Origin of the sequence: Microbacterium sp. 20-116 (assembly GCF_041079415.1) — a bacterium.
In the GTDB taxonomy this organism is placed as follows: Bacteria; Actinomycetota; Actinomycetes; order Actinomycetales; family Microbacteriaceae; genus Microbacterium.
Genome location: NZ_JBFYGP010000001.1, coordinates 558182 through 580383, shown reverse-complemented (window position 1 = coordinate 580383; position 22202 = coordinate 558182). Strand labels below are relative to the sequence as shown.

General features: G+C 69.0%; 23 protein-coding genes. 18 read left to right on the top strand and 5 right to left on the bottom strand.

The features are described from left to right. The first annotated feature begins 123 nt into the window (after window positions 1-123). Window positions 124-1191, top strand: a complete 1068-nt coding sequence (locus AB6V29_RS02850) for a TerC family protein (RefSeq protein ID WP_307461062.1) — start codon at window positions 124-126, stop codon at window positions 1189-1191. Between the two features lie 13 nt (window positions 1192-1204). Here AB6V29_RS02850 and AB6V29_RS02845 read toward each other — a convergent pair whose 3' ends face one another. After that, window positions 1205-2518 carry an LLM class flavin-dependent oxidoreductase gene (locus AB6V29_RS02845; protein WP_369356922.1) on the bottom strand — a complete coding sequence of 438 codons (1314 nt, stop codon included), beginning with the start codon at window positions 2516-2518 and terminating at the stop codon, window positions 1205-1207. After that, window positions 2515-3825 carry an O-acetylhomoserine aminocarboxypropyltransferase/cysteine synthase family protein gene (locus tag AB6V29_RS02840; protein WP_369356920.1) on the bottom strand — a complete coding sequence of 437 codons (1311 nt, stop codon included), beginning with the start codon at window positions 3823-3825 and terminating at the stop codon, window positions 2515-2517. Before AB6V29_RS02840 ends, AB6V29_RS02845 begins: the two co-directional genes overlap by 4 nt. Before the next feature lie 306 nt (window positions 3826-4131). Between AB6V29_RS02840 and leuC the strand changes: the two genes are divergently transcribed. The 6 genes from leuC (at window position 4132) to AB6V29_RS02810 (ending at window position 10510) form a co-directional block, all read left to right on the top strand. Continuing rightward, entirely contained in the window at window positions 4132-5613 is a 1482-nt protein-coding gene (leuC, locus tag AB6V29_RS02835; protein WP_267787082.1) for a 3-isopropylmalate dehydratase large subunit, read from the top strand. A 1-nt stretch (window position 5614) separates the two neighbouring features. Further along, window positions 5615-6211, top strand: coding sequence for a 3-isopropylmalate dehydratase small subunit (gene leuD, locus AB6V29_RS02830; RefSeq protein WP_369356918.1), 597 nt, complete (start codon window positions 5615-5617; stop codon window positions 6209-6211). A gap of 62 nt (window positions 6212-6273) precedes the next feature. Next, window positions 6274-7647, top strand: coding sequence for a UDP-N-acetylglucosamine 1-carboxyvinyltransferase (gene murA / locus AB6V29_RS02825; RefSeq protein WP_094736418.1), 1374 nt, complete (start codon window positions 6274-6276; stop codon window positions 7645-7647). A 5-nt stretch (window positions 7648-7652) separates the two neighbouring features. Further along, on the top strand, window positions 7653-8393 hold the full coding sequence (locus AB6V29_RS02820) for a 1-acyl-sn-glycerol-3-phosphate acyltransferase (RefSeq protein ID WP_094736419.1): 741 nt from the start codon (window positions 7653-7655) through the stop codon (window positions 8391-8393). Beyond that, the gene (locus tag AB6V29_RS02815; RefSeq protein WP_369356915.1) at window positions 8383-9525 is read left to right on the top strand and encodes an NAD(P)H-dependent glycerol-3-phosphate dehydrogenase; all 1143 of its coding nucleotides are present in this window, start codon (window positions 8383-8385) and stop codon (window positions 9523-9525) included. Before AB6V29_RS02820 ends, AB6V29_RS02815 begins: the two co-directional genes overlap by 11 nt. Further along, on the top strand, window positions 9425-10510 hold the full coding sequence (locus AB6V29_RS02810) for a D-alanine--D-alanine ligase family protein (RefSeq protein WP_210074613.1): 1086 nt from the start codon (window positions 9425-9427) through the stop codon (window positions 10508-10510). Before AB6V29_RS02815 ends, AB6V29_RS02810 begins: the two co-directional genes overlap by 101 nt. Before the next feature lie 109 nt (window positions 10511-10619). On the opposite strand, the gene AB6V29_RS02805 is transcribed toward AB6V29_RS02810, so the two are convergent. Beyond that, entirely contained in the window at window positions 10620-11129 is a 510-nt protein-coding gene (locus AB6V29_RS02805; protein WP_307317174.1) for a DUF3515 family protein, read from the bottom strand. A 25-nt stretch (window positions 11130-11154) separates the two neighbouring features. On the opposite strand from AB6V29_RS02805, the gene thiL reads away from it, so the two are divergent. Further along, entirely contained in the window at window positions 11155-12159 is a 1005-nt protein-coding gene (gene thiL, locus AB6V29_RS02800; RefSeq protein ID WP_369356913.1) for a thiamine-phosphate kinase, read from the top strand. 3 nt (window positions 12160-12162) lie between these two features. Here thiL and AB6V29_RS02795 read toward each other — a convergent pair whose 3' ends face one another. After that, complete coding sequence (locus AB6V29_RS02795) at window positions 12163-12729, bottom strand: RsmD family RNA methyltransferase (protein ID WP_210074620.1); 567 nt, start codon at window positions 12727-12729, stop codon at window positions 12163-12165. 81 nt (window positions 12730-12810) lie between these two features. Here AB6V29_RS02795 and AB6V29_RS02790 point away from each other — a divergent pair, with 81 nt between their 5' ends. The 10 genes from AB6V29_RS02790 to AB6V29_RS02745 all read left to right on the top strand — a co-directional run bounded on the left by AB6V29_RS02790 (window position 12811) and on the right by AB6V29_RS02745 (window position 21062). Further along, window positions 12811-14985, top strand: a complete 2175-nt coding sequence (locus tag AB6V29_RS02790) for an ATP-dependent DNA helicase RecG (protein WP_369356911.1) — start codon at window positions 12811-12813, stop codon at window positions 14983-14985. Between the two features lie 41 nt (window positions 14986-15026). Next, the gene (coaD, locus tag AB6V29_RS02785) at window positions 15027-15524 is read left to right on the top strand and encodes a pantetheine-phosphate adenylyltransferase (RefSeq protein WP_103208883.1); all 498 of its coding nucleotides are present in this window, start codon (window positions 15027-15029) and stop codon (window positions 15522-15524) included. Between the two features lie 231 nt (window positions 15525-15755). Continuing rightward, window positions 15756-16250, top strand: coding sequence for a DUF177 domain-containing protein (locus AB6V29_RS02780; RefSeq protein ID WP_103208886.1), 495 nt, complete (start codon window positions 15756-15758; stop codon window positions 16248-16250). A gap of 2 nt (window positions 16251-16252) precedes the next feature. Next, window positions 16253-16462: a 50S ribosomal protein L32 gene (rpmF, locus tag AB6V29_RS02775; RefSeq protein ID WP_013586329.1), complete on the top strand. Its 210-nt coding sequence runs from the start codon at window positions 16253-16255 to the stop codon at window positions 16460-16462. A 10-nt stretch (window positions 16463-16472) separates the two neighbouring features. Beyond that, window positions 16473-17165 (top strand): ribonuclease III, encoded by a 693-nt coding sequence (gene rnc / locus AB6V29_RS02770; RefSeq protein ID WP_267787088.1) that lies wholly within the window; start codon window positions 16473-16475, stop codon window positions 17163-17165. Then, on the top strand, window positions 17158-18048 hold the full coding sequence (mutM, locus tag AB6V29_RS02765; protein WP_267787089.1) for a bifunctional DNA-formamidopyrimidine glycosylase/DNA-(apurinic or apyrimidinic site) lyase: 891 nt from the start codon (window positions 17158-17160) through the stop codon (window positions 18046-18048). The genes rnc and mutM overlap by 8 nt, the downstream gene beginning before the upstream one ends. 98 nt (window positions 18049-18146) lie before the next feature. Beyond that, complete coding sequence (locus AB6V29_RS02760) at window positions 18147-18434, top strand: hypothetical protein (RefSeq protein ID WP_369356905.1); 288 nt, start codon at window positions 18147-18149, stop codon at window positions 18432-18434. Then, a complete protein-coding gene (locus AB6V29_RS02755) occupies window positions 18434-20254 on the top strand; it encodes an alpha/beta hydrolase (protein ID WP_369356904.1) in 1821 nt (606 codons plus the stop codon). Before AB6V29_RS02760 ends, AB6V29_RS02755 begins: the two co-directional genes overlap by 1 nt. 26 nt (window positions 20255-20280) lie before the next feature. After that, window positions 20281-20781, top strand: coding sequence for a hypothetical protein (locus AB6V29_RS02750; RefSeq protein WP_369356902.1), 501 nt, complete (start codon window positions 20281-20283; stop codon window positions 20779-20781). After that, the gene (locus AB6V29_RS02745) at window positions 20778-21062 is read left to right on the top strand and encodes a WXG100 family type VII secretion target (RefSeq protein ID WP_369356901.1); all 285 of its coding nucleotides are present in this window, start codon (window positions 20778-20780) and stop codon (window positions 21060-21062) included. The genes AB6V29_RS02750 and AB6V29_RS02745 overlap by 4 nt, the downstream gene beginning before the upstream one ends. A gap of 42 nt (window positions 21063-21104) precedes the next feature. Here AB6V29_RS02745 and AB6V29_RS02740 read toward each other — a convergent pair whose 3' ends face one another. Next, a complete protein-coding gene (locus AB6V29_RS02740; RefSeq protein WP_369356899.1) occupies window positions 21105-22184 on the bottom strand; it encodes a GNAT family N-acetyltransferase in 1080 nt (359 codons plus the stop codon). Window positions 22185-22202 lie beyond the last annotated feature (18 nt).

Sequence of the window (22202 nt, the reverse complement as noted above, 5' to 3'; positions counted from 1 at the left end):
GTGTCCGGGCGCGCCGGATCGTCTCACGGATGTACGCACGCAATGCGCTCTACGTGCACAAGCCCCTGTGCGAACGGGGCCGACGGATAAACTCGAGCGTTTCCCCCGATGAAAGGCCCCGCGATGGAGCTGCAGCTCGACCCCCTCTTCCAGACGATCACGCTCGTCGTGCTCGTGCTGATCCTGGTCGCTGACCTGCTGATCATCCTCAAGCGCCCGCACATCCCGGCGGCGAAGGAATCGACGCTCTGGGTCGTGTTCTATGTAACGCTCGCGTTGATCTTCGCGGGTGTTCTGTGGATCGTGGCCGGGGGCGAGGTCGCGGGGCAGTTCGTGGCGGGCTGGCTGACCGAATACAGCCTGTCGATCGACAACCTCTTCGTGTTCGTGCTGATCATGGGGCAGTTCGCGGTGCCGCGCCGGTACCAGCAGGAAGTGTTGATGGTGGGCATCATCATCGCGCTCATCCTGCGCGGCGCCTTCATCCTGGTCGGCGCGACCATCATCGAGAACTTCAGCCCGATCTTCTACCTCTTCGGCGCGTTCCTCGTGTACACGGCGATCCGCCAGGCGTTCCCGGGCGACGACCACGATGACGACTCGCAGAAAGAGAACCTCATCGTGCGGACGCTGCGTCGCGTGCTGCCGATGAGCGACGCGTACGACGGCAAGAAGGTCATCACTCGGGTCAGCGGCAAGAAGCTCTTCACCCCGATGATCATCGTGTTCGTCGCGATCGGCGTGACCGACCTGCTGTTCGCGATCGACTCGATCCCCGCGATCTTCGGCATCACGCAGAGCCCGTTCATCGTCTTCACCGCGAACCTCTTCGCGCTGATGGGGCTGCGCCAGCTCTACTTCCTGCTCGGTGACCTGCTCGATCGCCTGAAGTTCCTGCACTACGGGATCGCGTTCATCCTCGCGTTCATCGGCGTGAAGCTGATCCTGCACGCGATGCACGTCAACGAGCTGTCGTTCGTCAACGGGGGCGAGCCGATCGAGTGGGCTCCCGAGATCTCGACGTGGGTGTCGCTCGCCGTGATCGTGCTGTCGATGGCGGTCGCGACGATCGCGAGCCTCATCGCCGCGCGCCGAGAGCCCGCGTCCGTCGAGGGGCCCCAGGATGCCGCGGCCGATGTCGCCGACGAGAAGGGGACGCCGCCGACGGTGGAGCAGCCCGAGCGCGACTGACGCGCCCGGGGACCTAGAACGCCCGCAGGTTCGCCTGCAGGCCACCGTCGACGAACTCCTCACGGAGGATGCCGCGCCGGCGGAGGATCGGCACGAGGTCGTCGAGCACGCGGTGCACGGTGACCGGATGCAGGTCGCCCCACAGCAGCACGCCGTCGTTGCCCCACTCTCCGAGTTCCTCGATGCGGTCGGCGAACTCGTCGGCCGTCCCCACGAAGCCGGAGCCGTCGTTGAGGCGTCCGAGCCGCGCGTGCGCACCCAGGAGCGTCCGCAGCGGCGCGTTCTCGTCGTGTTTCCCGACGAGCCGCTTGATGCTGCCCTCCGACACGTGCTCGCCGAAGATCGACCGGTCGAGAGGCTTGTCGAGGTCGAGGCCGGTGAGATCGGTCTCGAGATCGCTCGACTGCTTGCGCGCGATGGCGACGAGCGCGTCCTCGGAGGGGTCGGCGGATGCCGCGACCAGGCGATCGGCTTCTTCCGGGGAAGACACGAGCACGGGCTGGATCGCGAAGAGGATCTTGATGTCGGACGCGGCGCGCCCCGCAGCCTCGGCTGCCGCGTGGATGCGTGCGCGGTAGGCCCGGATGCTCTGCTCGTCGAGAGGCGCGAGGGCCACCTGCACGTCGGAGTTGTGTCCCGCGAACGACAGGCCGCGACCGGATCCGCCGGGGGAGACGATCGCGGGCGCGCCGTCGGTGAAGGGCACCGCGTTCAGCGGTCCGTCGAAGCCGAAGTGCTCACCCCGGTGCTGCACCGCCTCGAGCTTCGTACCGTCGGCGTAGATCCCCGTCTCTTCGTCGGCGACGAGGGCGCCCTCGCCCCAGCTGTCCCAGAGCTTCCGGATGCCGTCGAGCCACTCCTCGGCCCGGTCGTAGGCCGCGTCGTGCCCGAGCTGCGGCGCGGTCGAGAAGTGGCGCGCGCTACCGGTGTCGGTCACGACGTTCAGGCCGAGACGGTGGCCGCTCAGGTGCTGCAGCGTCGCGAACTGCCGGGCGGCGGTATACGGCAGATAGGCGGCCGGGTTGACCGTCGGCACCACGCCCAGGTGCTGCGTCGCCGCGAACAGGTACGGCGCGAGCAGCAGCGGGTCGTGCTTGGGTCCGCCGAAGGCGTGACGCACCCGCAGGTCGATCGTGTCGGCGCTGCCGAGCGAGGGCGCGTCCTCGATGATCAGCAGGTCGAATCCGGCCTGCTCGAGCGTCCGCGCCGAGTCTTGGTAGAGCCCCGGCTCGCTCCAGCGGTGGTTCCAGCGCAGGTAGGGGTGCCCCCATCCGTGCGGACCGAAGCCGCGCGCGAGGAACCAGCCGAAGTGCTGCAGACGGCTCACAGCACGACCGTCTCGCGCTCGACCACGGGGACGCCCACGAGGGCCTGCTCGAGGTCGGCGAGCAGGTCGTCGATGTCTTCGATGCCGATCGACAGCCGGATCGTGCCGGGGGACACCCCCGCGCGCCGGCGTTCCTCGACCGTCCGGGCCGAGTGCGAGGTGCTCTGCGGGTGCAGCACGAGCGAGCGGACGTCGCCGAGGTGGGTCATGTGCGTGATGAGCTCGACCGACTGCACGACGTGGCGCGCTGCCTCGAGGCCGCCGCGCAGGGTCACGGTGAACACCGACCCGGTGCCGCGCGTGAGGTAGCGCCGACCGAGGTCGAAGTCCGGGTGCGACTCGAGACCCACGTGGTCGACGCGCTCGACCTCGGGGCGCTGTTCGAGCCATCGGGCGACGGCCAGGGCGTTCTGCGACTGACGTTCCACGCGCAGGCTCAGCGTCTCGATGCCCTGACCGATGAGGAAGGCGTTCAACGGCGACGGCGAGGGACCGAACCGCGGCGCGGCACTCTCGCGGATGTAGGCCCCGCGGGCGCGGGCGCCGTGCCGCTCTGCGAAGCTCGCCCCGCCGAGGCGGTCGGTCTGCACGAGATGGGGGAAGAGATGACCGGATGCCGCGGCGTCGAAGCGACCGTCGTCGACGATCACCCCGCCGAGCACCGCACCCTGCCCCGCGAGGAACTTGCTCGCCGAGTGCACGACGACGGCGGCGCCGTGCTCAAGGGGCCGCAGGAGATAGGGCGTGGTGAACGTGCTGTCGACGACGAGGGGGATGCCGCGCTCCCGCCCGATCGCCGAGACGGCGGCGATGTCGAGAACGTCGTTGCGGGCGTTCGAGAGCGTCTCGGCGAACAGTGCGCGCGTGCGGGGGGTGATGGCATCCCGCCATGCGGCGAGATCGCCCGTGGGCACGAAGGTGGTCTCGATGCCGAGCCGCGCGAGGTTGTCGAGGAGCAGGCCGCGCGTGCCCTCGTAGATGTGCTCCGAGACGACGACGTGATCGCCGGCCCCGGCCAGGGCCAGCAGGGCGACGGTGACGGCCGCTTGCCCGCTCGAGACGAGAACGGCCTGGTCGCCGCCCTCGAGGCAAGCGAGGCGCTCCTCGACGGCCTGGATCGTGGGGTTGCCGGTGCGCGTGTAACCGAAGCCGGTGCCGGTGCCGAAGTGTTCGGCCGAGGCGTCGAGAGTGTCGAAGGTGAAGCCCGCCGTGAGGTAGATCGGCGTGGCCCGCGGCGAGGCGTGGGCGGTGGCCGAGCCCGCGTGCACCTGACGCGTCGAAAATCCGATGTCGGCGTTCGCGGCCATGGGTCACGCTCCGTTTCGCGGGGGCGGGGCGGGCTCGCGGGTCGGGCCCGTTCCCGAGGGGTGTTCGGGATCGGCCCAGGCTCGCACGGGGGAGTCGTCGGCGACGAAATGTGCGGCGCTCTGTTACGGGCGGCACCCACGTCGCGGACGCCGTGGCGCGGCCGGCACGGGTGAGCCCGGTGGTATCGTGACCGGGTGCGGATCGCTCGCCTCCTCCTTAGCGGCCGCGACGAGACCTTGTCCTAGGCCTTTCTCGTCGCGGAGTTCGTCGCGGGCCTCACACCCCTTCCGAGGAGAAACGCAAACATGAGCAGCACCCCGATCGATGGCATCCGGATCCCGGACCGCCCCCGCACCCTGGCCGAGAAGGTCTGGGACGACCACCTCGTGGTCAAGGGCGAGAACGGCCAGCCCGATCTGATCTACATCGACCTCCACCTCGTGCACGAGGTCACCAGCCCCCAGGCCTTCGACGGTCTGCGCGCCGAGGGGCGCCCCGTGCGGCGGCTCGATCTGACGATCGCCACCGAGGACCACAACACCCCGACGCTCGACATCGACAAGCCGATCGCCGACCTGACCAGCCGCACGCAGATCGACACCCTGCGCCGAAACGCCGAGGAGTTCGGCGTGCGCATCCACTCGCTCGGCGACAAAGAGCAGGGCATTGTCCACGTCGTGGGCCCGCAGCTCGGGCTCACCATGCCGGGCATCACCGTCGTATGCGGCGACTCGCACACCTCTACCCACGGTGCGTTCGGCGCGATGGCGTTCGGCATCGGCACGAGCGAGGTCGAGCACGTGCTCGCCACGCAGACACTGCCGCTGAAACCGTTCAAGACGATGGCGATCACCGTCGAGGGCGACCTCAAGCCCGGCGTCACCGCGAAAGACATCATCCTCGCGATCATCGCCAAGATCGGCGCCAACGGCGGGCAGGGCTACGTGCTCGAGTTCCGCGGCAGCGCCATCCGCTCCCTCTCGATGGAGGGACGCATGACGATGTGCAACATGTCGATCGAGGCCGGCGCACGAGCCGGCATGATCGCCCCCGATGAGACGACCTTCGCCTACGTCAAGGACAAGCCCCACGCCCCGCAGGGCCGGGACTGGGACGACGCGGTCGCTTACTGGCGCACCCTGCCCAGCGACGAGGGCGCCGTCTACGACGCCGAGGTCTTCCTCGACGCGAACGAGCTCGAGCCCTTCGTCACGTGGGGCACGAACCCGGGCCAGGGCGTCTCGCTGTCGGACGTCGTTCCGACGCCGTCCGAGATCGCCGACCCCAACGAGCGTGCCGCCGCCGAGCGCGCCCTCGAGTACATGGACCTTCAGGCCGGCACGCCGATGAAGGACATCCCCGTGGATGCCGTGTTCATGGGCTCGTGCACGAACAGCCGTATCGAGGACCTCCGTGCCTTCGCCTCCGTCATCCAGGGCCGCACCAAGGCCGAGAACGTCCGCGTCATGGTCGTTCCCGGATCGGCGCGCGTGCGCCTCGAGGCCGAGGCAGAAGGCCTCGACAAGGTCTTCGTCGACTTCGGTGCCGAGTGGCGCTTCGCCGGGTGCTCGATGTGCCTGGGCATGAACCCCGATCAGCTGGCTCCGGGGGAGCGCTGCGCGTCGACCTCCAACCGCAACTTCGAGGGCCGCCAGGGCAAGGGCGGGCGCACCCACCTCGTCTCGCCGCTGGTCGCGGCCGCGACCGCCGTGCGCGGAACCCTGTCCAGCCCCGCGGACCTCGATCCCGTCCGCACCGAGACCGTTTCGACCGGGGCGGAGGCCTGACATGGAGAAGTTCACCACGCACACCGGTGTCGCCGCACCGCTGAAGCGCTCGGCGGTCGACACCGACCAGATCATCCCGGCCGTCTTCCTCAAGCGCGTCACCAAGACCGGCTTCGACGACGCCCTGTTCGCCAACTGGCGCCAGGACCCGGACTTCGTCCTGAACCAGGACGCCTACCGCTCGGCATCCGTCCTCGTCGCCGGCCCCGACTTCGGGACGGGTTCGAGTCGCGAGCACGCCGTGTGGGCGCTGCGCGATTACGGCTTCCAGGTGGTGCTCAGCCCCAAGTTCGCCGACATCTTCCGCGGGAACTCGGGCAAGCAGGGCCTGGTCACGGGCGTGATCACCGAAGACGAGGTCGAGCAGATCTGGGCGGTGATCGAGGCGAATCCGGGCATCGAGATGACCGTGGACCTTACCGCGAAGACCGCCACGGTGGGCGACCTCCAGGTCTCGTTCGAGATCGACGATTACACTAGGTGGCGGCTTCTCGAAGGGCTCGACGACATCGGGCTCACGCTGCGTGACGAAGACAAGATCACGCAGTTCGAGGCGCGCCGCGAGGCATGGCGGCCGCAGACCCTCCCGGTCCGCTGAGCCCGATCGACCCGATCGGGTCGATCTGCCGCCCCTCGTCCACGAAGTGAGGTCCACCCCCCATGAGCACACTCGTCACCGATTCCGGAGACCACAACCCCGGACAGCCGGACTGGGAGGCGGCAGAGACCCTCTCCATCCGCGGCGGTCGACCCCTGCGGGGGACCGTCGAGGTCAAGGGCGCGAAGAACCTGGTGACGAAGGCCATGGTGGCGGCGCTCCTGGGCGAGACCACGAGCACCCTGCGCGACGTGCCGATGATCAGCGACGTGAAGGTCGTGCGTTCGCTCCTCGAGGTGCACGGCGTCACCGTGACCGAGGGCGACGAAGAGGGAACGCTCCACCTCGACCCCTCCGGAGCGGTCGCCGCGCACTTCGAAGAGATCGACGCCCACGCGGGCGCCTCGCGCATCCCGATCCTGTTCTGCGGTCCGCTGCTGCACCTGCTCGGTGAGGCGCTCATCCCCGACCTCGGCGGATGCCGCATCGGCGACCGTCCCATCAACTTCCACATGGACGCCCTGCGCGCGTTCGGTGCGGTCGTCGACAAGAGCTACGAGGGCATCCGCATCACCGCCCCCAACGGCCTGCACGGCGCGAACATCACGCTGCCCTACCCGAGCGTCGGCGCGACCGAGCAGGTTCTGCTCACCGCTGTCCGGGCCAAGGGCGTGACCGAGCTGCGCAACGCGGCGATCGAGCCCGAGATCATGGACCTCATCGCGGTGCTGCAGAAGATGGGCGCGATCATCTCGTACGAGCCCAACCGCGTCATCTTCATCGAGGGTGTCGACAAGCTCGTCGGCTACGACCACCGCGCGATCTTCGACCGGAACGAGGCCGCGTCCTGGGCGTGCGCGGCCCTGGCCACCGACGGCGAGATCTTCGCGAAGGGCGCCCGGCAGCAGGACATGCTGACCTTCCTCAACGTCTTCCGCAAGGCCGGTGGGTGGTTTGACGTCCGTGAGGACGGCATCCTCTTCCGTCGTGGGGACTCGCTCAAGCCCGTCATGGTCGAGACCGACGTGCACCCCGGCTTCATGACCGACTGGCAGCAGCCGCTGATCGTCGCGCTCACGCAGGCTCCGGGCACCTCGACCGTGCACGAGACCGTGTACGAGAACCGTCTGGGCTTCACCGAGGCGCTCAACAAGATGGGCGCCGACATCGTCGTGCACCCCAAGGGCATCGAGAGCCCCGACCGCCGCGTGCCCCGCCGCGACCTCGAGCAGGCCGCCGTCATCAACGGCCCGACACCGCTGCACGGCGCCGATGTCGAGGTGCCCGATCTCCGCGGTGGGTACAGCTATGTGATCGCGGCCCTGGCCGCCGAGGGCGAGTCGACGGTGCGCAACATCGGCATCATCCGCCGCGGGTACGAGAAGTTCCTCGAGAAGCTCACCGCTCTCGACGCCGACTTCGACGTCGTGGGCTGACGCCGGTGGCCTCGAACCCCGAGAAGAGCCGCCCGAGCGCCTTCTGGCCGCTTGCGGCGATCATCGTCCCTGTCACGGGACTCTTCGCCCGGATCGAGATCCGTGGCGCCGAGAACCTCCCGCGTGAGGGGGCGTACGTGCTCGCTCCGAACCACAACTCGGAGTTCGACCCGGTGATCGTCGCCGTCGCCGTGTGGCGTCTGGGCCGGGCCCCGCGGTTCATGGCCAAGGAGAGCCTGTTCAAGGTCCCCGTGCTGGGGGCCGCGCTGCGGGCCACCGGCATGGTGCCGGTGCCTCGGGCCTCGACGAGCGCGAACCAGTCCATGAAGGCGGCGGAGCAGATCGCGCGAGACGGACGCGGCGTCATCGTCTACGCCGAGGGCACGCTCACGCGCGACCCCGAGCTATGGCCCATGCGCGGCAAGACGGGCGCGGTGCGCCTGGCCCTAGCCGGCGACCTGCCGCTGATCCCCATGGCGCAGTGGGGGGTGCAGCAGATCCTTCCCCGCTACGGCAAGCTGAAGTTCCCCCGCCGTTCGCACGTGATCGTCGAGTTCGGCCCCGCGATGGACATGAGCGCGTACGCGGCGACTCCCACGCAGCCGGCGACGCTGACGAAGGCGACCGACGCGATGATGAACGAGGTCACGGCCATGCTCTCCGGCATCCGCGGTCTTCCGGCCCCCGCGGAGCGGTGGAACCCGTCGCAGCACGGGCAGAACGAAACGGGCCGCCTTGAGTCGTAAGAGCGCCCTGCCCGTCGCGGGCCCGAAGGTCGCCGTCGTCGGCGCCGGAAGCTGGGGAACGACGTTCGGCAAGATCCTCGCCGACGGCGGCGCCTCGGTGGTCATGTGGGCGCGCCGTCCCGAGCTCGCCGCCGAGATCACCGAGTCCAAGCGCAACAGTCGGTACCTCCCGGGCATCAACCTCCCGCGCACGATGACGGCGACGACCGACCTGGCCGAGGCGCTGAACGGTGCGGAGCAGATCTATCTCTCGGTGCCGAGCCAGTCGCTGCGCGAGAACCTCGCCGCCATCAAGCCGCTCGTCGAGCGCACCGACGTGCCGATCGTCTCGCTCATGAAAGGCGTCGAGAAGTCGACCGGCCTGCGCATGAGCCAGGTCATCGAACAGGTTCTGCAGTGCGACCCCGCCCGCATCGCGGTGGCATCCGGTCCGAACCTCGCCCTCGAGATCGCGCGCGAGCAGCCGACCGCAGCCGTCATCAGCTCGCTCAGCCCCGAGACCGCCGAGGCCGTCGCCCGTCGCGCGCGCAACCGGTACTTCCGCTCGTTCGTGAACACCGACGTGATCGGCACCGAGTTCGGCGGGGTGCTGAAGAACCTCATCGCGGTGGCGATCGGCATCGTCGACGGCGTCGGGTACGGCGAGAACACGAAGGCGTCGATCATCACGCGCGGGCTCGTCGAGATGACCGACTTCGCGGTCGCGCAGGGCGCGCAGCCCGAGACGCTCCAGGGCCTGGCGGGCCTCGGCGACCTCATCGCGACGTGCCAGTCGCCGCTGAGCCGCAACAACACCGCGGGGCGCCTGCTCGGCCAGGGCTACGGCTACAAAGAGGTCGTCGCCCAGATGCAGCAGACCGCCGAGGGGCTGGCATCCGTGGCTCCCGTGCTCCAGCTCGCGAAGCAGGTCGGCGTCGACATGCCCATCGTGCAGCAGGTGAAGATGGTGCTCGACGGGACGATGGATCCGCGGGACATCGCACCGCACCTGACGACAGACGACGACCAGCCGCAGGGCGAGAGGACGCAGAATGACCAAACCGGTGGTGGTGGTGCTCTTCGGCGGGCGCTCCAGCGAGCATTCGATCAGTTCCGCCACGGCGGGCGGGGTGCTGCGGGCGATCGACCGTGACCGCTTCCGGGTGATCCCGGTCGGCATCACCCGTGACGGCGCCTTCGTCCTCGAAGACGACGACCCCGACAAGTTCGCGCTCATCCCCGACGCGCTGCCCGAGGTGCGCGACAACGGCACGCGCGTGCGTCTGCCCGACTCGACGCTGTCGCGGGAGTGGACCGTGACCGATGGCGGGGGCACGCGCTCGCTCGGAGACGTCGATGTCGTGCTGCCGATCCTGCACGGGCGGTTCGGCGAGGACGGCACGGTGCAGGGTCTGCTCGAGCTGCTCGGCATCCCGTACGCGGGCGGTGGTGTGCTCATGTCGGCGATCGGCATGAACAAGCACGTGACCAAGCAGGTGCTCCGCGCGGCGAACGTGCCGGTCGTGCCGTGGGTCGCCGTCACCCGCGCCGACCTCGCTCGCGACCGCGAGCTGTGGCAGCGCCGTATCCGCGCCCTCGACCTGCCCGTGTTCGTCAAGCCGAACGAGGCCGGATCCAGCGTGGGCGTGACGAAGGTCTCGCGCTGGGAGGACCTCGATGCCGCCTTCGACACCGCCTTCGCGGAAGACGGCCTCGTGCTCGTCGAGCAGGCGATCGTCGGTCGCGAGGTCGAGTGCGGTGTGTTGCCCGGGCGCGACGGCGGACCGGTACGCGTGAGCGTGGCCGGCGAGATCGTTGTGACGGGCCGGGAGTTCTACGATTTCGAGGCGAAGTATCTGGGAGCGGCGGGCGTCGACCTGGTGTGCCCTGCCGATCTGAGCGACGGCGAGTTGGCCGCGATGCAGCGGATCGCCGCACAGGCGTTCGAGGCGATCGGCGGGCAGGGCCTGGCACGCGTCGACTTCTTCTACACCGGCACCGAGTTCTACGTGAACGAGGTGAACACCATGCCCGGGTTCACCCCGATCTCGATGTTCCCCACGTGCTGGATCGCGTCGGGACTGTCGTACCCCGATCTCATCAGCGACCTGCTCGACGCAGCGCTCGAGAGGGCCTGAGCCGCCACCCGGCGTGCCCGGCAGGTCGGCCGGTAAAAACGCCGTCGCCGGGGTCGATCGCGTCGGCGTGGCGGGATGGTCCCGCCCTCGTGCTGCGTCTCCGCGCCTGTCAGGGCGTGGGCGTCGGAGTCGGCGACGCCGTCGCGTCGGATGCCGAGGTGCACACCGCCCCGGTCGCGGGCAGATACGAGCGGATGAGGGGCCCGAGAGCCTGCGCGACGTCGGCGCTGCTCGCGGCCGAGTAGTCGAGATAGATCTGGACGGCGGGGCTGCGGCCGAAGGTCGTGAGCGTATAGCGGTTCTCGGACGCCTGTGACTCGTCGACGAGCCAGTCCACGCCGTCGAACGCTCGGCATGGCAGGGTCGAGGGGCCCGGCGTCTCGAGACCGCAGGTCATGAGGATCGCCGAGGGATCCCCCCACGCTCCGGTCGACTGCGCGTCGGTCCACCGCCGCTCCTGGCCGGAGATCGTCTTCGGCAGGCGCGAGGTGATCTCGGCGCAGGCGGGGTTGTTCGCGTCCTTCGCCGGCTGCATCGCGACCGTGGTGCTGCACGCCGCGAGTCCCGGGAGGAGAGCTGCGGCGGCGAGGAGCGCGAGGAGGCGGGAGGAGCGGGGCACCCCTCCAGGCTAATAGCGTGGGGGAGTGACCGACGCCGAGACCACCCGTGTAACCACTGTGGGCGACCTGAGCGAGGGGCAGATCCTGCGCGGCATCCTGGATCGCCTTCCGCCCTCGACCGCGCCGGTCGGCCCCGGCGACGATGCCGCGGTGCTGGCCGTTCCCGACGGGCGGGTCGTGGCGACGACCGACACCCTCGTGCACGGCCCGGACTTCCGCCTGGCATGGTCGTCGCCGTTCGACCTCGGCTTCAAGTCGGCGGCGGTCAACCTGGCCGACGTGGCCGCGATGGGCGCGCGACCCATCGCCCTGCTCGTCGCTCTCGCGATGCCCGACGACACGCCGATCTCCTTCGTCCGCGGGTTCGCCGACGGTCTCGCCTCCGCGTGTGCGGAGCTCGCCCCCGACTGCGCGGTCGAGGGCGGAGACCTCACCGTGTCGGACACGCTCACGATCGCCGTGACCGCCCTCGGCAGCCTCGACGGCCGCGACCCCGTGCGTCGATCGGGTGCGCGTGTCGACGACGGCGTGTACGTGATCGGCGAGCTCGGCGAGGCCGCACGGGGGCTGGACGTGCTGTTCGACAGGTTCACGGATGCCGCGGGCACCCCCGTCGCTGTCACGACCGAGGCCCGCAAGGCTCTCGACGCCGACGACGCGCGCGGACTGGCACGTCAACTGACGCCCCGTCCTCCGATCGCCGAAGCCCTTCGGGCGGCGGACGCGGGGGCCACCGCGATGATGGACATCTCGGACGGCCTGGTGCTCGACGCCACGCGCTTGGCGGACGCGTCGGGCGTGACGATCGCCCTGGACTCCGCGACCCTCGGTGCGGACCCTGGACGCGCTCTCGGCGGGGGAGAAGACCACGGGTTCCTCGTCACCTTCCCGATGGATGCCGACCCGCTCGGTCGCCGCGTGGGAACGGTCGTGACGCGCGGGGACCACGCGCTGACCGTCGATGGTCGACCGTGGATAGGTCGCTCGGGGTGGGACCCCTACCGCGACTGGGATGCCGGACGCGGCTGAGGCTCAAGCGCCTCGCGGCCGACCCCACCACATGGTCGTGTCGCCGTAGGCGCGGTCGCGCTCGGCTTCCAAGCCCGCGGCGGCCCAGTCGGGGGCGGCCGAGCGCTTCGCGCGTTCCACGATGACCGTCGCATCGGCACTGAGCCGAGGGGCGAGAGCGACCAGGGCTCTGGTGAGCTCGTCGTCGGAGAGGTCGTAGGGCGGATCGAGGAAGACGAGATCCCACTCGAGGCCAGATGCCGTGAGAAACGTCGTGACACTCGCGCGGTGCACCCGAGCGGGGGCGGCGACGCCGGCGGTTCGAACCCGATCGGCGTTGCGACGGATCAGGGTGGCGGCGGGGGCCGAGAACTCGACGAGGTCGGCGGAGGCGGCGCCGCGGCTCAGGCTCTCCAGCCCCAGCGCCCCGGACCCCGCGTACAGGTCGGCCACGCGCGCGTCGTCGAGGAGCCCGGCGGACTCGAGAGAACCGAACAGCGACTCGCGGACGCGGTCGCTCGTGGGACGAGTGCCCTTGGGTGGGACGTCGAGGACGGTGCCTCCGGCGCGGCCCGAGATGATGCGCGTCACCTCTTCAGCCTAGAGTCCCCGGCGCCGGGGCCCGGTGCGCGCACGCACGGCGATGTCCGAGGGCCTGCCTAGACTCAGATCATGCCCGGATTCTCGCTCGCCTCGCGTCTGGACGGCGCCATCGGGGGCAAGACGGCGACGGCATTCGACAAGGCTTTCGGCGTGAAGACGGTGGGCGAGCTCCTCGAGCACTATCCCCGTCGGTATGCGCGGCGAGGCGAACTCACCCCCATCGACTCGCTGCCGCTCGGTGAGCCGGTCACGATCGTCGCCGAGGTCGTCAGCGCGAACGAGCGTCGTATGCAGAACCGCCGCGGCTCGCTCCTCGAGGTCGTCATCAGCGACGGCGACGGACGCATGTCGCTGACCTTCTTCAATCAGCCGTGGCGCTTGAAAGACCTCACGCCGGGCCGCCGCGGCATCTTCTCGGGCAAGGTGGGCGAGTACCGTCGGCAGACGCAGCTGACGAACCCCGACTACGAGCTGTTCGACGACATCGCCGAAGCCCGTGCCGAGGCTGAGGTCACGGCGAAGCGGCCCATTCCGATCTATCCCGCGACGAGTTCGATCCCGAGCACTCTCGTGCAGAAGACGATCTCCCTCGTGCTCGACGGACTCGGAGAGATCGAGGATCCTCTGCCCGACGACGTGCGGTCGCGCAGACGACTCCTTCCCGCCCGGGCGGCGTTCGAGCAGATCCACCGTCCCGAGAGCGACGACGACATCCCTCCCGCGATCGCGACGCTGCGCATGCACGAGGCCTTCGTCCTGCAGACCGCGCTGCTCCAGCAGCGGCAGTTCGTGCGGGCCCTGTCGGCGACGAAACGCCGCGCTGCGCCCGGCGGGCTCCTCGAACGCTTCGACGCGATCCTGCCGTTCGAGTTGACCCCGGACCAGCGGAGCGTCGGTGCGCAGCTCGCAGCCGACCTCGTCGCGGACTGGCCGATGAACCGTCTCGTGCAGGGTGAGGTCGGCTCGGGTAAGACGCTCGTGGCGCTGCGTGCCATGCTCCAGGTCGCCGAGTCCGGCGGTCAGTCCGCCCTCATCGCCCCCACCGAGGTGCTGGCCGGCCAGCACCTGCGCTCGATCGCCCGCATGTTGGGGCCCGAGCTCGCCCCCGAGATCATGCCGACGCTCCTCACCGGGCAGATGCCCGCTGCCGAACGGCGCAAGGCCGCGCTGCGCGTCGCGTCGGGTCAGGCGCGCATCGTCGTGGGGACCCACGCGCTGCTGAGCGCGACCACCACCTTCGCCGACTTGGGCTTCGTCGTCGTCGACGAGCAGCACCGCTTCGGCGTCGATCAGCGAGAGGCGCTCCGCTCCAAGGGCAGCTCCCCGCACACGCTCGTCCTCACCGCCACTCCGATTCCTCGTACGGTGGCGATGACGGTGTTCGGCGATCTCGACGTCTCGACCATCCGCACCATGCCGGCCGGGCGTGCCGGCATCCAGTCCTTCGTCGCGCCGCTGGCCGAAAAACCCGCGTGGTTCGCCCGCGTGTGGGATCGCGTCGCCGAAGAGGTCGCGCTGGGCCGCCAGGCCTTCGTCGTGTGCGCCGCCATCGACTCCGACCAGCTCACCGCCGACGAGAAGACCGACGAACCGGCCGACGCGCCCGCCGCCGCGGCCGAGGGCGCGCGCACGCGCTGGGGCGTCGTGCAGGTCGAGGCTCTCCTCTCGCGATTGCCGACGTTCACCGGCATCCGAGTGCAGATTCTGCACGGCAAGATGCCCTCCGACGAGAAGGACGCCGTCATGCAGGCCTTCGCGCGCGGCGACATCGACGTGCTGGTCGCCACCACCGTGATCGAGGTCGGTGTCGACGTGCCGAACGCCTCGACCATGGTGATCCTCGAAGCGGACCGCTTCGGCGTCTCGCAGCTGCATCAGCTCCGCGGTCGCGTCGGCCGGGGCGGCCTCCCGGGCCTGTGCCTGCTGGTGACCGAGGCCTCGCCCGGGACGTCGGCGCGCGCGCGCGTCGAGGCCGTCGCTGCAACGCTCGACGGCTTCGCCCTCGCCGAGGTCGACCTCGACCTGCGCGGAGAAGGCGACGTGCTCGGCGGTGCGCAGTCGGGGGCGCGCTCTTCGCTGCGCCTGCTGCGGGTCGTCACCGACGCCGATCTCATCACCGAGGCACGCGCCGAGGGCGAGCGGATTCTCGCCGACGACCCGGCCCTGCTGCGGCATCCCGGTCTCGCCGCCGCTCTCGAACGCCGCGTGGGTGTCGAGGAGCGCGCCGCTCTGGCGAAGTCCTGACCGGCGAGCCGCTCTGAGGGCCGCGTCGGTAGGCTGACGGCATGGACCCCCGGATCGCCGTCGTTCCCGGCTCATTCGACCCGCCCACCCTCGGCCACCTCGACGTCATCCGTCGAGCGGCCGGCCTGTTCGATCAGCTGCATGTGCTCGTCGTCCACAACCCGGGCAAAGAAGCGATGCTCCCCATCGCCCAGCGGCAGAGCCTGCTCGAGCGGTCGATCGCCGAGGCGGGCGTCGAGGGCGATGTGATCGTCGCCGCGTGGAGCATGGGTCTGCTCGTCGACTACTGCACAGAGGTGGGGGCGAAGGTGCTGGTGAAGGGCATTCGCTCTCAGGTCGACGTGGCCTACGAGACGCCGATGGCCATCGTCAATCGCGATCTCGCGCACGTCGAGACGGTGTTCCTGCTGCCCGACCCCTCCCACGCGCTCGTCTCGAGCTCGCTCGTACGTCAGGTGGCCGGCCTCGGCGGCGACGTGTCGCCCTACGTCCCGCCCGCCGTCGCGCGCTTCCTCGACACCGGCGCCCGCGGCATCTGACCCGCGCCGTCCCCTCCACGCATAAACGCGATCCGCGCAGAGAAACGCGCGCTCCTCGCGTTTGTGGGCGCTCAGAGCGTTTATGCGTGATGTGAGTGCTCAGAGTGCGGCGCCGGCGCGTCCGCCCGGCCCTTGCTCAGGGGCGCACGGGTAGCATTGACGACCGTGAGAACTCGCCGACCCGGACCCTTCCAGCTCCCCATACGCGACATCGAGCGCCACCCGGGCGAGATGCGCGAACACACCCTCGACATCCCCACCCCCGAGAAATGGGGTGAGGGCCTGCTCTCCGTCCCCGAGGCTGAGATGCTCGAACTCGATGTGCGTCTCGAATCCGTCCACGAGGGGATCCTCGTGTCGGGCACGGTGGACACCAGCGCCACGGGAGTGTGCGGACGCTGCCTCATCGACATCGTCGAGCCTGTCGAAGTCGAGTTCCAGGAACTTTTCGCGTATCCTGGGGACGAAGCGAGTGACTTCGACGTTCAAGACGACCACGTGGATCTTGAAAATCTGGTCCGGGATGCCATTGTCCTGTCGCTTCCGTTCCAGCCGGTGTGTCAGCCGGACTGCCCCGGGCTCGACCCGAACACGGGCGAGAGGCTGACGGAAAGCCCCGGCACCACGGAGCAGGAGCCTGTCGATCCTCGATGGGCTGCGCTCCAGCAGTACACCCCAGACGACGGCGATGCGCTCCGCGCCGCCCCCAAGACAGAGAAGAGCTAGTCATGGCAGGTAACCCCCCGAAGCGGAAGGTCTCCCGCTCGAACACCCGCTCGCGTCGTGCGCAGTGGAAGGCTGAAGCCCCCGCGCTGGTCAAGACCATCGAGAACGGCAAGGTCGTCTACAGCCGTCCCCACCAGGCGAAGGTCGTCACCGACTCGCAGGGCACCGAGCTCTTCCTCGAGTACAAGGGCCGCAAGGTCGCCGACGTCTGATCGGCGATTCGTGACGCGGAAGAACGTCGAGCGCACAGCGCTCACCGAGAAGCTCGGGGTCGAGATCGACCCCGAGCTTCTTTCTCTTGCTTTGACGCACCGCTCGTTCGCCTACGAGAACGGCGGCATCCCGCACAATGAGCGTCTCGAGTTCCTCGGCGACTCGGTGCTGGGCCAGGCGGTGACGGTCCGGCTGTTCACACGGCATCCCGACCTCGACGAAGGAAGCCTCGCGAAACGTCGCGCGAGCGTCGTGTCGACGGTGGCGTTGGCCGAGGTCGCCCGCACGATCGGTCTCGGCGACCACGTGCGACTGGGTCGGGGCGAGATCCTCACCGGTGGGCGCGACAAGGATTCGATCCTCGCCGACACCATGGAGGCCCTCATCGGGGCGACGTTCTTGTCAGCCGGCCCCGACGCGGCGACCGGCATGGTGCTTCGCCTGGTCGAACCGCTCTTAGCCGACCCGGAGCGCTACGGCGCGGCGATGGACCCGAAGACGAGCCTGCAAGAGATCGCTGCCCGCCTGGGACTGGCGGCACCCGTGTACGTGGTTGAGGCCACCGGTCCCGACCACGACCGACGCTTCACCGCCACGGTCACGACGGGCGACGTCGTCACCACGGGCGTCGGATCGAGCAAGAAGCACGCCGAGATGGCAGCGGCGCTGACCGCGTGGCGCGAGCTCGACGCGCGTGCCTGAGCTTCCCGAGGTTGAGGTTGTCCGCGCCGGCCTCGAACCCGCCGTGTCCGGTGCACTCGTCGCCTCTGTCGACGTGCGCGACGAGCGGGCGCTGACCCGGCACACCGGGGGAGCGGCGCACTTCGAGGCGGAGCTGACCGGCCGGCGCATCGCGTCCGCCGTGCGGCGAGGCAAATTCCTCTGGATGCCGATGGCCGACGATGAGGCCATCGTCACCCATCTCGGGATGAGCGGCCAGATGCTCCTGCGTACCCCCGGGGCGCCGGAGGAGCGGCATGAACGCATCCGCATCGAGTTGGAGCATCCGGTGCACGGGTCGCTTTCGGTCGTCTTCGCCGACCAGCGCACTTTCGGCTCGCTCGCCGTCGACCGGCTCGTCGATACTCCCGATGGTGCCGCGGGCGGTCGAGGCTCGGAGCTCGCCCGCGTGCCGACGCAGGTCGCGCACATCGGTCGAGATCCCCTCGACCCTGCGTTCGATGTCGCGCGATTCCGCGCGCGATTGACGCGGACCTCCTCGGGGATCAAGCGCGTGCTGCTGGATCAGACGGTGGCGAGCGGTATCGGCAACATCTACGCCGACGAGTCGCTGTGGGCCGCGCGTATCCACCCTGAGACCGCGGCATCCGATCTTCCGACGCGTGCTGTCAATCGGCTACTCGGCGAGGTGCAGGCGGTCCTCGAGAAGGCCCTTGCCGAGGGTGGGACCAGCTTCGACGCGCAATACGTGAACGTGAACGGTCAGGCCGGCTACTTCGCCCACTCGCTGAATGCCTACGGGCGTACAGGCCAGCCGTGTCCGCGGTGCGGGCGCCCCATCGTGCGGGTGTCGTTCATGAACCGGTCGAGCCACTTCTGCCCGCACTGCCAGAAGCGGCGCTGAAAGTAGCACGGGCCGCCCGCTTCTGAGCAGCTGAGTCGTCGGGTGATTTTTATCATCGTGCTCGTCGGTGGCGTTGCGTAATCGGTACAGTGTTGGCGATGAACGGCTGGTCAGTGGATCCGGAAGGGCTGCGTTTCGCGGCTTCGGTCGTCCGGTATGCCGCACAGATCACTGAGCCGGAGACGGTAACGGCGGCGACCGCACGTGTCGGCGATGCTGAGCTCGCCGCGGCGTTGTCGGCGTTCATGCAGGCTCTGACAGGTGGGTGGATGCAGCGGGTGTCCGCGACCGAGGGTGTGTGTCAGACGTTGGCGGCCTCGGCGACGTTGTATGAGACAGCCGATGAAGAAGGTGTTCGTGACGTGCGCCAGGCGGACCATTTCTGATGGCGGAACTGGGGCAGACCTCCGATCCGATGTCCTTGGTGCCGGGCTCGGTCGGAGACGTCCAGGCGATTGTCGAGCTGTGCGCCCGGCGCTCGCGTGTCGCACGGCAGGCCGCCGAGACGGTGGGCAGGAAGAAGAACATCGACGACTGGGTGGGACAGTCCGCCGACGCCTACACCGCCCGCGTGACCCAGGTGGCGACCGCGTGGTCCGACGCGGACGAGGCGTTGGCCCGTGTCGGCGCCGCGATGCGCGCATACGCTTCGGCGTTGGCGGGGGCACAGGCGAGAGCTGCGACCGCGATCGAGGGTTGGGATTATGCGCGGTCCCTTCAACGCACGGAGCAGACGGCCGGTGCGGAGTCGCCGGGCTTCGTCGAGCCGTTCTCCGGCGCGTGGCCCCTCGTGTTCGCCGGGGGCGCCGACACAACTCCGCCGCGCACGAGTGCGGAGGCGTTCGCAACGGCTGACAGCTGGCTTGCCGAGGGGCGGAGATGGGTGGCCGATGCGGCACTTACCGCAATCGCGGCTGTGGCTGGTGCGACCGCGGTGCTCCGTGCCGACAGCGGATCCGTGTGGGCGTCGGCGAGCGCAGCCCTCGGAAGCGGACCGGTGACGCCGGCGACGGCGCTGTCGGTCCTGAAGTCGTTGCGCGGCGACGACCTCACGTCGCTGCTGTCGGCGCGTCCCGACCTCGCCGCTCTTCTCTCGCAGGCGTCGCCCGTCGATGTCGCGAGCTGGTGGTCGGGTCTCGACGGTGACCAGCAGGAAGCGCTGGTCCACGCTGCCCCCGCCGTCATCGGCAACCTCGGCGGAGTGGCCTACCGCGCGCGTGATGAGGCCAATCGCATCGTGCTCGACCAAGCGATCGCGGATGCCAAGCGCAGCCCCCTCGACAAGTCGGAGCAGATCGCGGCACTAGAGGCGTTGAAGAAGTCAGCCCAGAGCCACACGTTGGTGTCGGTTGTGCTTGACGAACCTCCGCTCGCGCAGGTCGCCGTCGGCGACCTGGATGCCGCGAGGAATGTGTCGTTCATCGTGCCGGGGATGAATTCGAACGTGGCGGGTGACATGGCGACTTACGTCGATGCTGCGAAGCAACTCCAGTACGCGCAGCGCCGTGCAGGCGGCGGAGAGCTCGGCGACTACGCTGTTATCGCGTGGCTGGGCTACCACCCCCCGACGAACGATATGCCGGTGGACGTCGCATTCAACGGGAAAGCCGAGGCGGGCGCACCCGCCTTATCGAAAGACCTCACGTCGATGGCTGCTGTTCACGAAGCATCGGGCATCCCTGCCTCGGTTTCGGTCATCGCCCACTCTTACGGCACTAATGTCGCGGCGCTCGCACTCACCGACGCTCACGCGGACCACGTCGTCCTGCTCGGTTCGGCCGGTGTAGACAATCAAGTAGACAACGTCGCGGACCTGAATGTGCCTCCCGGACAGGTGTTCGCATCTCAAGCCCGTCACGACGGCTGGGCGCCTGTCGGGCAGATCACCTCGTACGTCGTCCTAGACGGACGCGTCGACCCGACAGCGGCATCGTTCGGGGCGCGCGAGTTCTCGTCGGAAGCTGGCATCGCCCCCGGTGGCGCGACGTTGCGTGCGGTTGACAAACACGGACCGTTCGGCGACGGCTCGGAGACATTCAGCTACTTCGATGCGAACACGACCGCGCAGTTCAACACGGCGTTGGCAACGACGGGCCGCGGGGACGAGGTCATCGTCGACCAACCGCTGACAGAATCAGACCTCATCGGGCCGCATCACTCGAGCGGATCGAATGAGTACCCGGTCAGGTGGAACGGCATTCGTTGACTATGAACAGACGCACTTACATCGCGATGAGCGCGCTGCTCGTCGTCCTGCTCACCGCTTGCTCACCCGGTGGCGACCAGAACTCGAAGGGACCCGACGTGACCCCAGAAGATGTCAAGGCGCAGATCCTCGATCTCTACGAGGCGAGCGCAGCCGCGGTCGCGGCTGAGGGCTGGAAAGTAGATGACGCCTCGTGGCTAGCTTGCGCCGACGACTCCGCGGGACCGCGTGTGAAGTTGTCGTTTGCCGCGTCCCGCTCCGAGCCATTGCCGAGCGCTGCCGCTGATCTCATAGCAAACGCGCAGAAAGTGTGGCAGGAGCGAGGACACGACGTGACGGTCGAGCGCGACACGAACCTGACTCCGCCACGGTGGATTCTTTCTGATCCGCCTTACCTCACGGGCACCGAACCGGATGGCAGCTACTATCTGCTGGACGTCAGCGATCGCGCTGTCTACTTCCAGGCCACCAGTGCCTGCGTACCCGGCGACATCTTCGAACTCACGAGCCCCACGCCGACCCAATGACCCTCAGGTTCGATCCCCAGCGGCACGCTGAGACGATCGCCGCTTTGCGACGGGTGATCGCTGGCATCCAGGATCAGCTGGACGGCCTCGATCGGGAGGTCACCGCACTGCGTGGGCAGTGGTCGGGTGCCGCGCAGGCGGCGTACGAGCGTACTCACCGAGAATGGGCGGACTCCATCGGTCGCTTGCATTCCGCGCTGGGTGATGCGACGGGGGCGGCGCAAACCGCCGGCGACCGTCTCACCCAGACCGAGGCAGATGTGACCGCACTGTGGGCATGACGCGAGAGGGGGAGGGGACTCCAGACCCGTCCCCCTCTCGGGTCACAGCACCTTCTTCCACACTCCCTCGTACGAGATCGGCGCGAAGCCGATGGCTTCGTTGATCGAGAGCATGGGGCGGTTCTCCTCGGCGTTGTAGGTCAGCACGCGGGGCGACTCCGGTGCGACGTCGTGCCACGCGAGGAGTCCCGCGCACTTCACGAGCATGCCGAGTCGGTGGCCGCGGTGGGCCGCGACGACGAGGGTGTCTTCCTGGCTGGTGGCAGCGGTGCGGTCCTTGCCGATGACGAGTTCGTTGAAGGCCGCAAGTTCGCCGGTGTCGACGTGCTGGGCGGCGGTGACGAGCATGTGCCGTCCGGCGTCGGTGTAGCCGGCTTCGTAGCGGCGCACTCGACCGGCATCCCACACCTCCTCGTCGAACTCGAGGTCCGCCGAGGGGGCGTCGGTCACCATGCGCGACTTCATCCACGCAAACGCGTCCACGAACTCGTCGGGCGTGGGCAGAGTCCACTGCACGATCCGGTAGCCCGAGGCCGCCTGTTCGGCCTCAGCGAACAGTTCCTCTAGGCGCGGTCGTGCTCCGGCGAGATCCAGCGAGCTCACGCGCACGATCTGTTCGAGCGAGAATTCGGATGCCAGAAGAAACCGCGCCGCGTGATCCCGCGGGATCGAGCCGAATCCCGTCGGTGCGTCGAGGCGCGGTCCGTCCGCGGCGGGATGTTCGGCCCACGACTGCAGGACGATACGCCCGTGCTCTCGTGCGGTGTTCTCGATGAGGGCGTAGGCGGCACGACCGATGCCGTTGCCCCATGCGGAGCGGCGCAGTTCGATGAGCCAGAACCCGGTGCGGGCGCCCTCCTCCTGCGGGAAGTCGAGACCCACGCGCCCGACGACCTCGCCGTGGTGGACGGCGATCCATGCGAATCGCTTCATCTCAGGTCGGGGTTGGTAGAGCGGGAGGAGCTCGTCGGCGGGCATGAACGAATCGTCGTGCCCCGAGATCTCGGCATAGACCAGGTTGCGGAGGCGGACCATCTCGCGGAAGTCCGCGGCATCCGGATCGTCGATGTGGGCGGGGATGTGAAGCGGGCGCAGCTCGAGGCCGGCGGGGAAGGAAGTCATTCGAAGGTCTTTCGTCGG

Excerpts from the sequence above, each read along its gene's own strand:
- AB6V29_RS02850 (WP_307461062.1), top strand. The coding sequence starts at position 124 with ATGGAGCTGCAGCTCGACCCCCTCTTCCAGACGATCACGCTCGTCGTG.
- AB6V29_RS02840 (WP_369356920.1), bottom strand. The coding sequence starts at position 3,825 with ATGGCCGCGAACGCCGACATCGGATTTTCGACGCGTCAGGTGCACGCG.
- leuC (WP_267787082.1), top strand. The coding sequence starts at position 4,132 with ATGAGCAGCACCCCGATCGATGGCATCCGGATCCCGGACCGCCCCCGC.
- leuD (WP_369356918.1), top strand. The coding sequence starts at position 5,615 with ATGGAGAAGTTCACCACGCACACCGGTGTCGCCGCACCGCTGAAGCGC.
- murA (WP_094736418.1), top strand. The coding sequence starts at position 6,274 with ATGAGCACACTCGTCACCGATTCCGGAGACCACAACCCCGGACAGCCG.
- AB6V29_RS02810 (WP_210074613.1), top strand. The coding sequence starts at position 9,425 with ATGACCAAACCGGTGGTGGTGGTGCTCTTCGGCGGGCGCTCCAGCGAG.
- AB6V29_RS02790 (WP_369356911.1), top strand. The coding sequence starts at position 12,811 with ATGCCCGGATTCTCGCTCGCCTCGCGTCTGGACGGCGCCATCGGGGGC.
- coaD (WP_103208883.1), top strand. The coding sequence starts at position 15,027 with ATGGACCCCCGGATCGCCGTCGTTCCCGGCTCATTCGACCCGCCCACC.
- AB6V29_RS02780 (WP_103208886.1), top strand. The coding sequence starts at position 15,756 with ATGCGCGAACACACCCTCGACATCCCCACCCCCGAGAAATGGGGTGAG.
- rpmF (WP_013586329.1), top strand. The coding sequence starts at position 16,253 with ATGGCAGGTAACCCCCCGAAGCGGAAGGTCTCCCGCTCGAACACCCGC.
- AB6V29_RS02760 (WP_369356905.1), top strand. The coding sequence starts at position 18,147 with ATGAACGGCTGGTCAGTGGATCCGGAAGGGCTGCGTTTCGCGGCTTCG.
- AB6V29_RS02755 (WP_369356904.1), top strand. The coding sequence starts at position 18,434 with ATGGCGGAACTGGGGCAGACCTCCGATCCGATGTCCTTGGTGCCGGGC.
- AB6V29_RS02750 (WP_369356902.1), top strand. The coding sequence starts at position 20,281 with ATGAGCGCGCTGCTCGTCGTCCTGCTCACCGCTTGCTCACCCGGTGGC.
- AB6V29_RS02745 (WP_369356901.1), top strand. The coding sequence starts at position 20,778 with ATGACCCTCAGGTTCGATCCCCAGCGGCACGCTGAGACGATCGCCGCT.
- AB6V29_RS02740 (WP_369356899.1), bottom strand. The coding sequence starts at position 22,184 with ATGACTTCCTTCCCCGCCGGCCTCGAGCTGCGCCCGCTTCACATCCCC.